This window comes from Streptomyces sp. O3, from assembly GCF_054788135.1.
Window position 1 is genome coordinate 43,830 of sequence record NZ_JBTVYK010000021.1, and the last position, 13,980, is coordinate 57,809.

13 protein-coding genes and 1 riboswitch are annotated in these 13,980 nt (G+C 68.9%); of the genes, 10 read left to right on the forward strand and 3 right to left on the reverse strand.

Features of this window, described 5'->3' with window-relative positions; translation table 11 throughout:
• Positions 1-46 precede the first annotated feature (46 nt).
• Positions 47-247, reverse strand: coding sequence for a hypothetical protein (locus ACX6XY_RS12900; protein ID WP_460329517.1), 201 nt, complete (start codon positions 245-247; stop codon positions 47-49).
• Positions 248-383: 136 nt separating this feature from the next.
• Between ACX6XY_RS12900 and ACX6XY_RS12905 the strand changes: the two genes are divergently transcribed.
• Positions 384-1,358, forward strand: coding sequence for a carbohydrate kinase family protein (locus ACX6XY_RS12905; RefSeq protein ID WP_460329519.1), 975 nt, complete (start codon positions 384-386; stop codon positions 1,356-1,358).
• A gap of 22 nt (positions 1,359-1,380) precedes the next feature.
• Here ACX6XY_RS12905 and ACX6XY_RS12910 read toward each other — a convergent pair whose 3' ends face one another.
• Positions 1,381-2,787, reverse strand: a complete 1,407-nt coding sequence (locus ACX6XY_RS12910) for an aminotransferase class V-fold PLP-dependent enzyme (RefSeq protein ID WP_460329521.1) — start codon at positions 2,785-2,787, stop codon at positions 1,381-1,383.
• Positions 2,788-3,081: 294 nt separating this feature from the next.
• Between ACX6XY_RS12910 and ctaC the strand changes: the two genes are divergently transcribed.
• The 4 genes from ctaC to ACX6XY_RS12930 all read left to right on the forward strand — a co-directional run bounded on the left by ctaC (position 3,082) and on the right by ACX6XY_RS12930 (position 7,591).
• Entirely contained in the window at positions 3,082-4,044 is a 963-nt protein-coding gene (ctaC, locus tag ACX6XY_RS12915; protein WP_460329523.1) for an aa3-type cytochrome oxidase subunit II, read from the forward strand.
• Positions 4,041-5,777 carry an aa3-type cytochrome oxidase subunit I gene (gene ctaD, locus ACX6XY_RS12920; protein WP_460329525.1) on the forward strand — a complete coding sequence of 579 codons (1,737 nt, stop codon included), beginning with the start codon at positions 4,041-4,043 and terminating at the stop codon, positions 5,775-5,777. The genes ctaC and ctaD overlap by 4 nt, the downstream gene beginning before the upstream one ends.
• Positions 5,774-6,172 (forward strand): cytochrome c oxidase subunit 4, encoded by a 399-nt coding sequence (locus tag ACX6XY_RS12925; protein WP_460329527.1) that lies wholly within the window; start codon positions 5,774-5,776, stop codon positions 6,170-6,172. The genes ctaD and ACX6XY_RS12925 overlap by 4 nt, the downstream gene beginning before the upstream one ends.
• A gap of 165 nt (positions 6,173-6,337) precedes the next feature.
• The gene (locus tag ACX6XY_RS12930; RefSeq protein WP_460329529.1) at positions 6,338-7,591 is read left to right on the forward strand and encodes a L,D-transpeptidase; all 1,254 of its coding nucleotides are present in this window, start codon (positions 6,338-6,340) and stop codon (positions 7,589-7,591) included.
• A 67-nt stretch (positions 7,592-7,658) separates the two neighbouring features.
• Here ACX6XY_RS12930 and ACX6XY_RS12935 read toward each other — a convergent pair whose 3' ends face one another.
• Positions 7,659-8,060 (reverse strand): hypothetical protein, encoded by a 402-nt coding sequence (locus tag ACX6XY_RS12935; protein ID WP_460329531.1) that lies wholly within the window; start codon positions 8,058-8,060, stop codon positions 7,659-7,661.
• A 177-nt stretch (positions 8,061-8,237) separates the two neighbouring features.
• On the opposite strand from ACX6XY_RS12935, the gene ctaE reads away from it, so the two are divergent.
• The 5 genes from ctaE (at position 8,238) to trpD (ending at position 13,634) form a co-directional block, all read left to right on the forward strand.
• Positions 8,238-8,855: an aa3-type cytochrome oxidase subunit III gene (gene ctaE / locus ACX6XY_RS12940; RefSeq protein WP_460329533.1), complete on the forward strand. Its 618-nt coding sequence runs from the start codon at positions 8,238-8,240 to the stop codon at positions 8,853-8,855.
• 65 nt (positions 8,856-8,920) lie between these two features.
• Complete coding sequence (qcrC, locus tag ACX6XY_RS12945; protein WP_460329535.1) at positions 8,921-9,733, forward strand: cytochrome bc1 complex diheme cytochrome c subunit; 813 nt, start codon at positions 8,921-8,923, stop codon at positions 9,731-9,733.
• Positions 9,730-10,785, forward strand: coding sequence for a cytochrome bc1 complex Rieske iron-sulfur subunit (gene qcrA, locus ACX6XY_RS12950; protein ID WP_460329537.1), 1,056 nt, complete (start codon positions 9,730-9,732; stop codon positions 10,783-10,785). The genes qcrC and qcrA overlap by 4 nt, the downstream gene beginning before the upstream one ends.
• On the forward strand, positions 10,782-12,410 hold the full coding sequence (gene qcrB, locus ACX6XY_RS12955; protein ID WP_460329539.1) for a cytochrome bc1 complex cytochrome b subunit: 1,629 nt from the start codon (positions 10,782-10,784) through the stop codon (positions 12,408-12,410). Before qcrA ends, qcrB begins: the two co-directional genes overlap by 4 nt.
• 159 nt (positions 12,411-12,569) lie before the next feature.
• On the forward strand, positions 12,570-13,634 hold the full coding sequence (trpD, locus tag ACX6XY_RS12960; protein WP_460329541.1) for an anthranilate phosphoribosyltransferase: 1,065 nt from the start codon (positions 12,570-12,572) through the stop codon (positions 13,632-13,634).
• Positions 13,635-13,798: 164 nt separating this feature from the next.
• Positions 13,799-13,916: riboswitch (SAM riboswitch) on the forward strand.
• The last annotated feature ends 64 nt before the right edge of the window (positions 13,917-13,980 follow it).

The following is a 13,980-nucleotide window of genomic DNA, read 5'->3' on the forward strand; positions in this document are numbered from 1 at the left end:
TGAGACGCGGCGGGGGAGCGCGCGGTTCCCGTCCCGCGCCCCCGTTTCAGTCGCCGTACTCCGACATGGCGTCCAGCAGCCTCGCCGAGTGGGGCGGTACGACGACGCCGTGGATGAGCGACGGCGGAACGGGCGCGGGAGCGGTCACGGCGGGCGCCGCCCAGTGGGGCGCCATCCGCGCGCAGTCCCCGCGCAGCTGTTCGAGGCTGAGGTCGACGGGCTCCGCGATCACGCTGTGCTTCGGCATATCAGCACCGTACGCAGGCGCCGCCCGGACAAAGAAGGTCTACTATCGGGTAGTTTTCCCCGTTCAATCCACCGGCCCTCAACGGGTAGCGTGAACTGTCAATCTCCCCCGCTGCCTTCCGCAGGAGACTAAAGCCGTGCGAATCGCTGTCACCGGCTCCATCGCCACCGACCACCTGATGACCTTCCCTGGTCGCTTCGCCGACCAGCTGGTCGCCGACCAGTTGCACACGGTCTCGCTGTCCTTCCTGGTGGACAACCTCGACGTCCGCAGGGGAGGCGTCGGCCCCAACATCTGTTTCGGCATGGGGCAGCTCGGCGGACACCCGATCCTGGTCGGCGCCGCCGGTTCGGACTTCGACGAGTACCGCGCCTGGCTCGACCGGCACGGCGTGGACACCGCGTCCGTACGCATCTCCGAGGTGCTGCACACCGCCCGCTTCGTCTGCACCACGGACGCCGACCACAACCAGATCGGCTCCTTCTACACGGGCGCGATGAGCGAGGCCCGGCTCATCGAGCTCAAGAACGTGGCCGACCGGGTCGGCGGACTCGACCTCGTCCTGATCGGCGCGGACGACCCCGAGGCGATGCTGCGCCACACCGAGGAGTGCCGCACCCGCTCCATCCCGTTCGCCGCCGACTTCTCCCAGCAGATCGCGCGGATGAACGGCGACGAGATCCGCACCCTCCTGGACGGCGCCGCGTACCTCTTCTCCAACGAGTACGAGAAGGGGCTCATCGAGTCCAAGACCGGCTGGAGCGAGGAGGAGATCCTGGACCGCGTCGGCCACCGGGTCACCACGCTCGGCTCGCGCGGCGTCCGCATCGAGAGCAAGGGCGAGCCCGTGATCGAGGTCGGCGTCCCGCAGGAGGAGGGCAAGGTCGACCCGACCGGCGTCGGCGACGCCTTCCGCGCGGGCTTCCTGTGCGGCCTGGGCTGGGGCGTCAGCCTGGAGCGCGCGGCGCAGGTCGGCTGCATGCTCGCCACCCTGGTCATCGAGACCATGGGCACCCAGGAGTACACGCTGCGCCGCACCCACTTCATGGACCGCTTCACCAAGGCGTACGGCTTCGAGGCCGCGACCGAGGTCAAGGAGCACCTGGCCTAGGACAGGCCCTAGCCAGCGGCGTTCACGAGAGCCGGCGGACCAGGTAGGCGCTGCCTCGGTCCGCCGGCTCCTCGCCGACGTACTCCTGGCCGCGCATCTCGCACCACGCCGGGATGTCGAGCCGGGCGGCCTCGTCGTCGGACAGCACCGTCACCGTCCCGCCCACCGGGACGTCGCCGATCACCTTGGCCAGCTCGATCACCGGGATCGGACACCGCTTGCCCAGCGAGTCGACGACCAGCGTCCGTGTCCCGGTGTTCTCGGCGTTCTCGGCGCTCCCGGTGTGCTCGGCCGCCGGGCGCGGCGCGTCCAGTTGCTCCCGAACGGCGGACACCACCCCTGGCAGCACCCGCAGAAAGCGGTCGACGTCGTCGGTCGGCGTACCCGTCGGCAGCGAGACCCGGACGTTCCCCTCGGTGAGCACGCCCATCGCGCGCAGCACATGGCTGGGGGTCAGGGTCGAGCTGGTGCACGACGAGCCGGACGACACCGAGAAGCCCGCCACGTCCAGCTCACGCAGCAGGGTCTCTCCGTCGACATAGAGACACGAGAACGTCAGCAGATGCGGCAGCCGCCGCTCCGGGTCGCCCACCACCTCGCAGTCCGGCACCAGTTCGGGCACCCGGACCCGGATCCGGCCGGTCAGCTCGCGCAGCCGCGCCGCCTCCTGGGCGGCCTCGGCCCGCACCGCCCGCAGCGCCGCGGCCGCCGCCACGATCGCCGGGATGTTCTCGAAGCCGGGGGCGCGCCCGGACTCCCGCTCGTCGGCGGGCCCCTGGGGTGCGAACCGCGTCCCCTTGCGTACGGCGAGCAGCCCGACCCCTGCCGGTCCGCCCCATTTGTGCGCGCTGCCGGTGAGCAGCGACCAGTCGCCGTCCACCGGGCCCCACGGCAGCGACTGGGCCGCGTCCACCAGGAGTGGCACATCGGCCGCCCGGCACGCCGCGGCTACCTCGGCGATCGGCTGTTCGGTTCCCACCTCGTGGTTGGCGGACTGCAGACAGGCCAGCGCGGTGTCCTCGCCCAGCGCCGCCGCGTACGCCGCCGGGTCGACGCGGCCGGTACGGTCCACCGGCACCTCGGTCACCCGGCCCCCCTGCTCCCGATGGGCCGCCGCCGAATGGAGCACCGACGAGTGTTCGACCGCGGAGACGACCAGACGGGATCCGACACGCCGACGCCCGGCGAGCGCGCCCGCGACCGCGGAGTGCACCGCGCGGGTGCCGGACGAGGTGAAGACCAGCTCGTCGGGGCGGCAGCCCACCGCCTCCGCCGCCGCCTCACGGGCCGCGTCGAGCAGCAGCCTGGCCCGCCGCCCCTCGCGATAGAGCCGGGACGGATCGGCCCACCCCTCGTCGAGCGAGGCCTGCAGGGCCTGCCGGGCGACGGGGTGCAGCGGAGCGGAGGACGCGGCGTCGAAGTAGGGCACCCGGCCACGCTATCCCCGGTCCGGGACGGGCGTGCGCCGCGGGGATCTCAGCGGGCGTCAGTTGCCAGGTGGGGAGGGCTGTTCGAGGGGGCGAGCGGTGCGTTTCACGCGATCAGGCCACCCCTTCGGGGAGTGCCACGGCGCGTTGGGGACCCTCCCCGCGCGACCCCAAATAGCGTCCAGTAGGGTTTGGTCCGCATAAACATCCAAACCCCTGCCCGTGTACGGGCCGGAGCCCGACCATCTCCACGGACGAGCCCGGTCGAGCGGGCGAGACTCTCGGGAAGGCGCTACGTGAGTCCCAACGGCTCCGACCGCTCGTCGCGGCGCCCGATGCGGCGGAAGCTGCCGCAGGTGCTGACTGCGGGCCTGATCCTCGCGACCGCTACCGGTTGCACCTACAAGGACTTCCCCCGCCTCGGAATGCCCACTCCGGTCACTGAGGAGGCCCCGCGGATCCTGTCCCTCTGGCAGGGCTCGTGGGCGGCCGCGCTCGCCACGGGCGTCCTGGTGTGGGGTCTGATCCTGTGGAGCGTCATCTTCCACCGGCGCAGCCGCACCAAGGTGGAGGTACCTCCGCAGACCCGGTACAACATGCCCATCGAGGCGCTGTACACCGTGGTTCCGCTCATCATCGTCTCGGTGCTGTTCTACTTCACCGCTCGGGACGAGACGAAGCTCCTCGCGCTCGAGGACAAGCCGCCGCACACCATCAACGTGGTCGGCTACCAGTGGAGCTGGGGCTTCAACTACATCGAGAACGTACCGGGCTCCGACGGGGAGGACGCCAAGACCAGCAAGGAACTGGCGGCCATCCCGGACCGGTACAAGGAGGACTTCCCGGACAACGCCGGCGGCGTGTTCGTGGCCGGCACGCCCGGCGAGCGGAACCCGCAGAACGGCAACCCCGGTCCGACCCTCTGGCTCCCCAAGGGCGAGAAGGTCCGGTTCATCCTGACCTCGCGTGACGTCATCCACTCCTTCTGGGTGGTGCCGTTCCTGATGAAGCAGGACGTCATTCCGGGCCACACCAACGTCTTCGAGGTGACCCCCAACCAGGAGGGCACCTTCATGGGCAAGTGCGCCGAGCTCTGCGGCGTCGACCACTCCCGGATGCTGTTCAACGTCAAGGTGGTCTCCCCGGAGCGCTACCAGCAGCACCTCAAGGAGCTGGCCGACAAGGGGCAGACCGGCTACATCCCGTCCGGCATCGAGCAGACGGACCCGGCCAGGAACGCGGAGAAGAACCAACTGTGAGCATCCTCAACGAACCCCAGGGTGCCGCCGCGACGGACCACTCGTACGAAGACGAGGTGCCGTACCGGCGTAGGCAGCCCGGCAATGTGGTGGTGAAGTGGCTTACCACCACGGACCACAAGACGATCGGCTCGCTCTACCTGATCACGTCGTTCGTGTTCTTCTGCGTCGGTGGCCTGATGGCGCTCTTCATGCGCGCCGAGCTGGCCCGTCCGGGCACGCAGATCATGTCGAACGAGCAGTTCAACCAGGCGTTCACGATGCACGGCACCGTGATGCTGCTGATGTTCGCGACCCCGCTGTTCGCCGGCTTCGCGAACTGGATCATGCCGCTGCAGATCGGCGCGCCCGACGTGGCGTTCCCGCGGCTGAACATGTTCGCGTACTGGCTGTACCTCTTCGGCTCGCTGATCGCGGTGGCCGGGTTCCTCACCCCGGACGGCGCGGCGAACTTCGGCTGGTTCGCCTACTCCCCGCTGTCGGACGCGGTCCGCTCGCCGGGCGTCGGCGCCGACATGTGGATCATGGGTCTGGCCTTCTCCGGCTTCGGCACGATCCTCGGCTCGGTCAACTTCATCACCACGATCATCTGCATGCGCGCCCCCGGCATGACGATGTTCCGGATGCCGATCTTCACCTGGAACGTGCTGCTGACCGGTGTGCTGGTCCTGCTCGCCTTCCCGGTGCTGGCCGCCGCGCTGTTCGCCCTGGAGGCCGACCGGCAGTTCGGGGCCCAGATCTTCGCTCCGGAAAACGGCGGAGCGTTGCTCTGGCAACACCTCTTCTGGTTCTTCGGCCATCCAGAGGTGTACATCATCGCGCTGCCGTTCTTCGGCATCATCTCCGAGGTCATCCCGGTCTTCTCGCGTAAGCCGATGTTCGGCTACATGGGTCTGATCGGCGCGACCATCGCGATCGCCGGTCTGTCCGTGACGGTGTGGGCGCACCACATGTACGTCACCGGCGGTGTGCTGCTGCCGTTCTTCTCCTTCATGACCTTCCTGATCGCGGTGCCCACCGGTGTGAAGTTCTTCAACTGGATCGGCACCATGTGGAAGGGCAGCCTGTCCTTCGAGAACCCGATGCTCTGGGCCGTCGGCTTCCTGATCACCTTCACCTTCGGTGGTCTGACCGGCGTCATCCTGGCCTCGCCCCCGATGGACTTCCACGTCTCCGACTCGTACTTCGTCGTCGCGCACTTCCACTACGTCATCTTCGGCACCGTGGTGTTCGCGATGTTCTCCGGCTTCCACTTCTGGTGGCCGAAGTTCACCGGCAAGATGCTGGACGAGCGGCTCGGCAAGATCACCTTCTGGACGCTGTTCGTGGGCTTCCACGGCACCTTCCTGGTGCAGCACTGGCTGGGCGCCGAGGGCATGCCGCGGCGTTACGCGGACTACCTGGACGCGGACGGGTTCACGGCGCTGAACACCATCTCCACGATCAGCTCGTTCCTGCTCGGCCTGTCGATGCTGCCGTTCTTCTACAACGTCTGGAAGACGGCCAGGTACGGCAAGAAGGTCGAGGTCGACGACCCGTGGGGCTACGGCCGCTCGCTCGAGTGGGCCACGTCCTGCCCGCCGCCGCGGCACAACTTCCTCACCCTGCCCCGGATCCGCTCCGAATCCCCGGCGTTCGACCTGCACCACCCGGAGATCGCCGCTCTCGACCAGCTCGAGCACGCCGGTCACGGCGCCAGCGTCGTCGCGGCAAGCAAGGAGGGTGACAAGTGAGTATCCAGGGCAAGATGTTCGGCTGGCTGAGCATCTTCATCCTCATCATGGCCGGTGTCTACGGCTGGTGGTCCAAGGAGCCGGTCGGCACCGCGGCGCTCTTCATGGCCTTCGGCCTGTGCGCCATGATCGGCTTCTACCTGGCCTTCACGGCCCGGCGGGTCGACCAGATGGCGCAGGACGACAAGGAAGCCGACGTCGCGGACGAGGCCGGCGAGCTGGGGTTCTTCTCCCCGCACAGCTGGCAGCCGCTCGCGCTGGCGGTCGGCGGCGCGTTCGCCTTCATGGGCGTCGTCTTCGGCTGGTGGCTGCTGTACTTCTCCGCCCCGCTGCTCCTGATCGGCCTGTGGGGCTGGGTCTTCGAGTACTACCGCGGCGAGAACCAGAACCAGTGAGCCGCTAGCACCGGCCCGCGAGACCGGCGCGTAACACACAGCGGGACCCCGAGGGGCCCGGACACTCCGTCAGGGAGCGTCCGGGCCCCTCGTTCGCCGTAATCTCCGCCCCTCGTACGGGTCACTCGGCGTGCCGTGGTTGACGCGGCTTCCTAGCGTGTGGTCATGAGCCACTCACCGCGAATCCACACGATACTGAGCTGCACTCTGCTGGTGGTCGCCGGCGGCGCGGGGGCCTCGGCCTGCGGCTCCGACAGCCATCCGCTCTCCTCGAAGCCGTATGACGCGACCGGGCAGATCGCCTTCAACGGGCCCGAAGGAGGCAAGAAGGCGGACCCGGACCAGCCGCTGGAGGTGACCGCCCAGGGCGCGGACGGGCGCATCACCGACGTCACGGCGACCGACGCGAAGGGCCGTCATATCGCGGGTGAGCTCTCCGCCGACGGATCGCGCTGGCACAGCACCGCACCGCTGGCCGCGAACGCCGCGTACGAGGTCAAGGTCGGCACCGAGAACGGCGACGGCGCGCCGGGGCACAAGACGCTGACGTTCCGGACCGGCGACGCCAAGGCGAAGGCGCTCAAGGTCGAGTTCGGCCCGCGGGCGGGCACCTACGGCGTGGGACAGCCGGTCACCGCGAAGCTCAGCGCCCCGGTCAAGGGCAAGAAGGCCCGCGCCGTCGTGGAACGCGCCCTGACCGTGCGCTCGACGCCCGCCGTGGAGGGCGCCTGGCACTGGGCGGACAGCGAGACCCTGCACTACCGGCCCAAGGAGTACTGGCCGGCCGGCGCGACCATCGAGGCGACCTCGCACCTCGCGGGCCTCAAGATCAACGACCGGCTGAGGGGCACGGCGACCAAGCCGCTGCGCCTGAAGACCGGCGACAAGATCGAAGCTGTGGTGAACGCCTCATCGCACTGGATGACCGTCTACCGCAACGGAGAGCAGATCAACTCGATGCCGGTCACCACCGGCAAGCCGGGCTACTCCACCCGAAACGGCGTCAAGGTCATCCTGGGAAAGGAGTACTTCGTCCGGATGCGGGGCACCAGCATCGGCATCCCCGCCGGCAGCTCCGACTCGTACGACCTGCCGGTCTACTACGCGACCCGCGTCACCCACAGCGGCGAGTACGTGCACGCCGCGCCCTGGTCCACGGGCTCGCACGGCTACGCCAACGTCAGCCACGGCTGCGTCGGCATGAGCACCGGCAACGCGGCCTGGTTCTTCAACACCGTGCGCCAGGGCGACCTCGTCCGGACCATCAACAGCTACGGCGAGACGATGCCCGTCTTCGGCAACGGCTACGGCGACTGGAACATGAGCTGGAAGAAGTGGCGCGAGGGCAGCTCCCTGCTGGCCGGAACCCGCGAGGGCCAGAGCCCGGCCGACGCCGCCCGGCTCCGGCCGCAGGTGTGACCGGGCGGGCGTGGCCGAACGGATGTGACCGGGCGGGCGTGACCGGAACGCCCTCAGGGACGCGCGGTCAGGCCTGTACGAGGGCCCTGGTGCGCAGCAGAGCGGCCAGGGCCCCGGCGAACTCCACCGGCTCCACCGGCAGCGTCACCGCGGCCTCCGCGCGGCTCCAGGTGGCCAGCCAGGCGTCCTGCGGGCGGGCGATCAGCAGCAGCACCGGCGGGCTCTGGAAGATCTCGTCCTTGATCTGCCGGCACACCCCCATGCCGCCCGCGGGCGACGCCTCGCCGTCCAGGACGCAGACGTCGATCCCGCCCCGGTCCAGCTCCCTGAGGACCGCGGCGGGCGTGGCGCACTCGACGAACTCGACCCGCGGCACATCCGGGGCCGGCCTGCGGCCGGTCGCGAGACGCACCTGTTCACGGGTGTTCGAGTCGTCGCTGTAGACCAGGACCGTGGCGGTGGGCTGCATGGGTGCTCCGCTTCGTCGACAACATCGCATCTGAACCGATGCGCGGATGCTACTCCGTCACACACCCCGTCAACACTGGTACGCACAGGGCTTCGATGGGCCATCCGGGCTGGACATGGGCCGCGGACACTCCGAACGGCACCCCCCGGAGTGAGGGCGGGATAAGCGACCGACATAATGTCGGTCGTGGCGACAGTAACGACAGTAGATACCGGGCACGCACACCCGACGGTCAATCGACCGAACCTCACCAGCGTCGGAACCATCATCTGGTTGAGCTCCGAGCTGATGTTCTTCGCGGCCCTCTTCGCGATGTACTTCACCCTGCGATCGGTGACGGGTGCCGATTTCTGGTCCGGCCAGGCCGACCTGCTGAACCTCCCGTTCGCGCTGACGAACACCGCGATCCTGGTGGCGTCCTCGCTGACCTGCCAGATGGGTGTCTTCGCGGCCGAGCGCGGCGATGTGAAGAAGCTCCGGGCGTGGTTCATCCTGACCTTCATCATGGGCGCGATCTTCATCGGCGGCCAGGTCTTCGAGTACACCGAGCTCGTCCACGAGGGCCTCACGCTCTCGTCCGACGCCTACGGCTCGGCGTTCTACCTGACCACCGGCTTCCACGGCCTGCACGTGGCGGGCGGTCTCATCGCCTTCCTGCTGGTACTCGGCAGGACGTACGCGGCCAGGAGGTTCACCCATGATCAGGCAACGGCCGCCATCGTCGTGTCGTACTACTGGCACTTCGTGGATGTGGTCTGGATCGGCCTCTTCGCCACGATCTACCTGATCAAGTAATCGGGCGCTGAGTCCGACACAGTCCTGAAGTACCGACGCAGAAGATCCTGACACCGGGGTAATCCGTGAAAAAGCTCTCCGCACGACGACGCCATCCGCTGGCGGCGGTCGTCGTCCTACTCTTCGCGCTGGCGGCCACCGGGGGGCTGTACGCCGTGTTCGCGCCCGCGGACAAGGCGCAGGCCGACGAGACCGCCCAGTCCCTCGCCATCGAGGAGGGCAAGAAGCTCTACTCGGTGGGCTGCTCCAGCTGCCACGGGGCCAACGGCCAGGGCGGGTCCGACGGGCCGAGCCTGGTGGGCGTGGGCAGCGCGGCGGTCGACTTCCAGGTGGGCACCGGCCGGATGCCGGCCGCCACCTCGCAGGGCGCCCAGGTGCCGCGGAAGAAGAAGATCTACAGCCAGGCCGAGATCGACCAGCTGGCGGCGTACATCGCCTCGCTGGGCGCCGGTCCCTCCGTGCCCAAGGCCGACCAGTACAGCCCCGAGGGCGCCGACATCGGCAAGGGCGGCGAGCTCTTCCGCAACAACTGCGCGCAGTGCCACAACTTCACCGGTGAGGGCGGCGCGCTGACGGAAGGCAAGTACGCCCCGCCGCTCGGCGACGTCGAGCCGAAGCACATCTACGAGGCGATGCAGACCGGCCCGCAGAACATGCCGTCCTTCCCCGACACGACGATGCCGGAGAAGGCCAAGAAGGACATCATCGCCTACCTCGACGCGGTGAACGGCGAGGAGACCCCGAACCCCGGCGGCCTCTCGCTGGGCGGTCTCGGCCCGGTCAGTGAAGGCCTGTTCGCCTGGGTCTTCGGCCTCGGCTCCCTCGTCACCGTCGCCGTCTGGGTCGCCGCGCGGACCGCAAAGGCCAAGAAGTCATGAGTAGCCAAGACATTCCCGAGACGAGCCTGCCGAGCGAGCAGGCCACCGAGTCGAGCGCGGTGGAGCCCGCCGACAAGAACCCGTTCGCGGATCCGGGGCTGCCGCCCCACGAGCACCGCGTCCAGGACATCGACGAGCGGGCCGCCAAGCGCTCCGAGCGCACCGTCGCCCTGCTGTTCACCGTGTCCATGCTGTCGACGGTCGCGTTCATCGCCTCCTTCGTCGCGTTCCCGATCGACAAGATCGTGTACATCTGGCCGTTCGGCCGGGTCAGTGCGCTGAACTTCTCGCTGGGACTGACGCTGGGCCTCGCGCTGTTCTGCATCGGCGCGGGCGCGGTCCACTGGGCCCGCACCCTGATGTCCGACGTGGAGATCGCCGACGAGCGGCACGAGATCGAGGCCCCGCCCGAGGTCAAGGCGAAGGTCATGGAGGACTTCCGGCAGGGCGCCGCGGAGTCCGGCCTGGGCCGCCGCAAGCTGATCCGGAACACCATGTTCGGCGCCCTGGCGCTGGTGCCGCTCTCCGGCGTCGTCCTGCTGCGTGACCTCGGTCCGCTGCCGGAGGACAAGCTGCGGCACACCAAGTGGGCCAAGGGCAAGCGGCTGGTCAACCAGAACACGCACGAGCCGCTGCGTCCCGAGGACGTCGCCGTCGGGTCGCTGACCTTCGCCATGCCCGAGGGGATGAGCGAGCACGACCACGACTTCCTGAACGAGATCGCCAAGGCCGCCCTGATGATCGTCCGCCTGGAGCCGGATGACATCAAGGACAAGCGCGAGCTCGAGTGGGGCCACGAGGGCATCGTCGCGTACTCCAAGATCTGCACCCACGTGGGCTGCCCGATCAGCCTGTACGAGCAGCAGACGCACCACGTCCTCTGCCCGTGCCACCAGTCCACCTTCGACCTCACCGACGGCGCCCGGGTCATCTTCGGCCCGGCCGGTCACCCGCTGCCGCAGCTGCGCATCGGCGTGAACGATGAGGGCTACCTCGAGGCGCTCGGCGACTTCGAGGAGCCCGTCGGCCCGTCCTTCTGGGAGCGCGGATGAGTACCGCAACTGACGACAAGCGCAAGGCACCCGCGGGCGAGCGGGTCGCCGACTGGGCCGACGGCCGGCTGGGCGTCTACAGCCTGGCCAAGGCCAACATGCGGAAGATCTTCCCGGACCACTGGTCCTTCATGCTGGGTGAGATCGCGCTCTACACCTTCATCATCATCATCCTCACGGGTGTGTACCTGACGCTGTTCTTCCACCCGTCGATGAACGAGGTGGAGTACAGCGGTGCGTACGTCCCGATGCAGGGCGTGCTGATGAGTGAGGCCTACGCCTCGACGCTGGACATCAGCTTCGAGGTCCGCGGCGGTCTGCTGATCCGGCAGATCCACCACTGGGCCGCCCTGATCTTCCTCGCGGCCATGTTCATCCACATGATGCGCGTCTTCTTCACGGGCGCGTTCCGCAAGCCGCGTGAGATCAACTGGCTGTTCGGCTTCCTGCTGTTCGTCCTCGGCATGTTCACCGGCTTCACCGGCTACTCGCTCCCGGACGACCTGCTCTCCGGCACCGGTGTCCGCTTCACGCAGGGCGCGATCCTGTCCATGCCGATCGTCGGCACGTACATCTCGATGTTCCTGTTCGGCGGCGAGTTCCCCGGCGGCGACATGGTCGCCCGGTTCTACTCGATCCACATCCTGCTGCTGCCCGGCATCATGCTGGGCCTGGTCGTGGCCCACCTGATCCTGGTCTTCTACCACAAGCACACGCAGTTCGCGGGTGCCGGGAAGACCAACAAGAACGTCGTCGGCATGCCGCTGCTGCCGGTCTACATGGCCAAGGCCGGAGGCTTCTTCTTCCTGGTCTTCGGCATCATCGCGGCCATCGCGGCGATCGCCTCGATCAACCCGGTCTGGGCGCTCGGCCCCTACCGGCCCGACATGGTGTCCACCGGCGCCCAGCCCGACTGGTACATGGGCTTCGCCGAGGGTCTGATCCGGTTCATGCCGGGCTGGGAGATCGTCCTCTGGGACAGCTACACGCTCAACCTGGGTGTGTTCATCCCGCTGATGATCTTCCCGCTGGTGCTGGGCGCGATCGCGGTCTACCCGTTCATCGAGTCCTGGATCACCGGCGACAAGCGCGAGCACCACATCCTGGACCGCCCGCGCAACGCTCCGACGCGCACCGCCTTCGGCGCCGCCTGGATCGCCGCGTACTTCATCATGCTGATCGGCGGCGGCAACGACCTGTGGGCCACGCACTTCAACCTGTCGATCAACTCGATCACCTGGTTCGTGCGGATCTTCTTCATCGCCGGACCGATCCTGGTGTTCATCGTCACCAAGCGGATCTGCCTGGGGCTGCAGCGGCGCGACCGCGAGAAGGTGCTGCACGGTCGCGAGACCGGTGTCATCAAGCGGCTGCCGCACGGTGAGTTCATCGAGGTGCACGAGCCGCTCGACCAGGAGCAGCTGCACAAGCTCACCGCGCACGAGCAGTACAAGCCCGCCGAGATCGGCCCGTCCGTCGACGAGAACGGCGTGAAGCGCAAGGTCAAGGCGAGCGAGAAGCTCCGGGTGAAGCTCTCCAAGGGCTACTACGCCGAGGGGAACCAGATTCCCAAGGCGACCACCCAGGAGTACGAGGAGATCACCAGCGGCCACGGCCACCACTGATCTCCGCACCGGTCGTCACCGACCAGCACTGATCGCCACGGCTCTGAGCCCCGTCCACCGAGTGGACGGGGCTCTTTGCCGTACTCGGCGCTTGGATAGGCTGGCCGGGTCCACACCACACCCGTCATCACACCCGTCGGTACGACACCAGGAGCGACCATGAGCGCTGTGAACCCCGCTGGAGGCGACACCGCGGCGGGCCGTTCCTGGCCCGGCGTGCTGAACGGCCTGCTGGAGGGGCGCGACCAGAGCGCCGACGACACCGCGTGGGCGATGGACCGCATCATGCGGGGCGAGGCGACCGACGCGCAGATCGCGGGCTTCGCGGTGGCGCTGCGGGCCAAGGGCGAGACCGTCGAGGAGATCTCCGGCCTGGTCCGCACGATGTACGAGCACGCCAGACTGATCGAGGTGCCGGGCCCCAGCGTCGACATCGTCGGCACCGGCGGCGACGGGGCCAAGACCGTCAATATCTCCACCATGTCCGCGATCGTGGTCGCCGGAACCGGCGCCAGGGTCGTCAAGCACGGAAACCGCGCCGCGTCGTCGGCGTCCGGCGCGTCCGACGTCCTGGAGAAGCTCGGCGTCAATCTGGAACTGACGCCGCGGCGGGTCGCCGAGGTCGCCGATGAGGCCGGGGTCACCTTCTGCTTCGCGGTGAAGTTCCACCCGGCGCTGCGCCATGTGGCCGCCGCGCGCAAGGAACTGGGCATCAGGACCACCTTCAACTTCCTGGGGCCGCTGACCAACCCGGCTCGGGTACCCGCCCAGGCGACCGGCGTCGCGGACGCCCGGATGGCGCCGATCATGGCCGGGGTGCTCGCCGAACGCGGCTCGTCCGCGCTGGTGTTCCGCGGCGACGACGGGCTCGACGAGCTGACCACGACCGCGACCTCGCGGGTGTGGGCGGTACGGGACGGGCAGGTGCGCGAGGAGGCCTTCGACCCGCGTGAGGTCGGCCTGGAACTGGTGCCGGTGGAGGCGCTGCGGGGCGCCGACGCCGCGTACAACGCGGAGGTGGCGCTGCGGCTGCTGGCCGGTGAGACCGGTCCGGTCCGGGACGCGGTGCTGCTCAACTCGGCGGCGGCCCTGGTGGCCCTGGAGCCGACGGACGCGCCGCTGGCGGAGCAGATCCGGGCCGCGATGGACCGGGCGGCCGAGGCGATCGACTCCGGCGCGGCGAAGGCGGCACTGGACCGCTGGATCCAGGCCAGCAACCGCTAGCGTCCGCGAGCGCCGGGCGGCGGGGCGGGGGACCAGCCCAGCCCAGCCCGGCCCGGCCCGGCGCTCGCGGGCGGGCGTCGGACAGGCCGTACGGCGGGAGTCGCACCGTCCGGCATGCGGACGGGATTTGCGCTGTCCGGTGCGTATGGCAAGATGCCGTCCAAGGTCATGAGTGACAGCGATTACGGCCCCGGCCCGCTGTCCGGCAACCCTCCGTCCGTGGCGGGGTGCCCCGGGTGAAGACCAGGCCGCAGGCAGCGAGGTCTGCGGCAAGCGCGGACCCCTCGGCATCGGAGCATGCCATTCCCTGGGGTCCTGGTCCTCAAGGGAGCAGTCTCGTGAGCAA

What these genes read in the sequence shown, in the direction of transcription:
- ACX6XY_RS12900 (WP_460329517.1), bottom strand. Translation starts at nt 247, where the DNA reads ATGCCGAAGCACAGCGTGATCGCGGAGCCCGTCGACCTCAGCCTCGAA.
- ACX6XY_RS12930 (WP_460329529.1), top strand. Translation starts at nt 6,338, where the DNA reads ATGAGCCACTCACCGCGAATCCACACGATACTGAGCTGCACTCTGCTG.
- ACX6XY_RS12935 (WP_460329531.1), bottom strand. Translation starts at nt 8,060, where the DNA reads ATGCAGCCCACCGCCACGGTCCTGGTCTACAGCGACGACTCGAACACC.
- ctaE (WP_460329533.1), top strand. Translation starts at nt 8,238, where the DNA reads ATGTCGGTCGTGGCGACAGTAACGACAGTAGATACCGGGCACGCACAC.
- qcrA (WP_460329537.1), top strand. Translation starts at nt 9,730, where the DNA reads ATGAGTAGCCAAGACATTCCCGAGACGAGCCTGCCGAGCGAGCAGGCC.
- qcrB (WP_460329539.1), top strand. Translation starts at nt 10,782, where the DNA reads ATGAGTACCGCAACTGACGACAAGCGCAAGGCACCCGCGGGCGAGCGG.
- trpD (WP_460329541.1), top strand. Translation starts at nt 12,570, where the DNA reads ATGAGCGCTGTGAACCCCGCTGGAGGCGACACCGCGGCGGGCCGTTCC.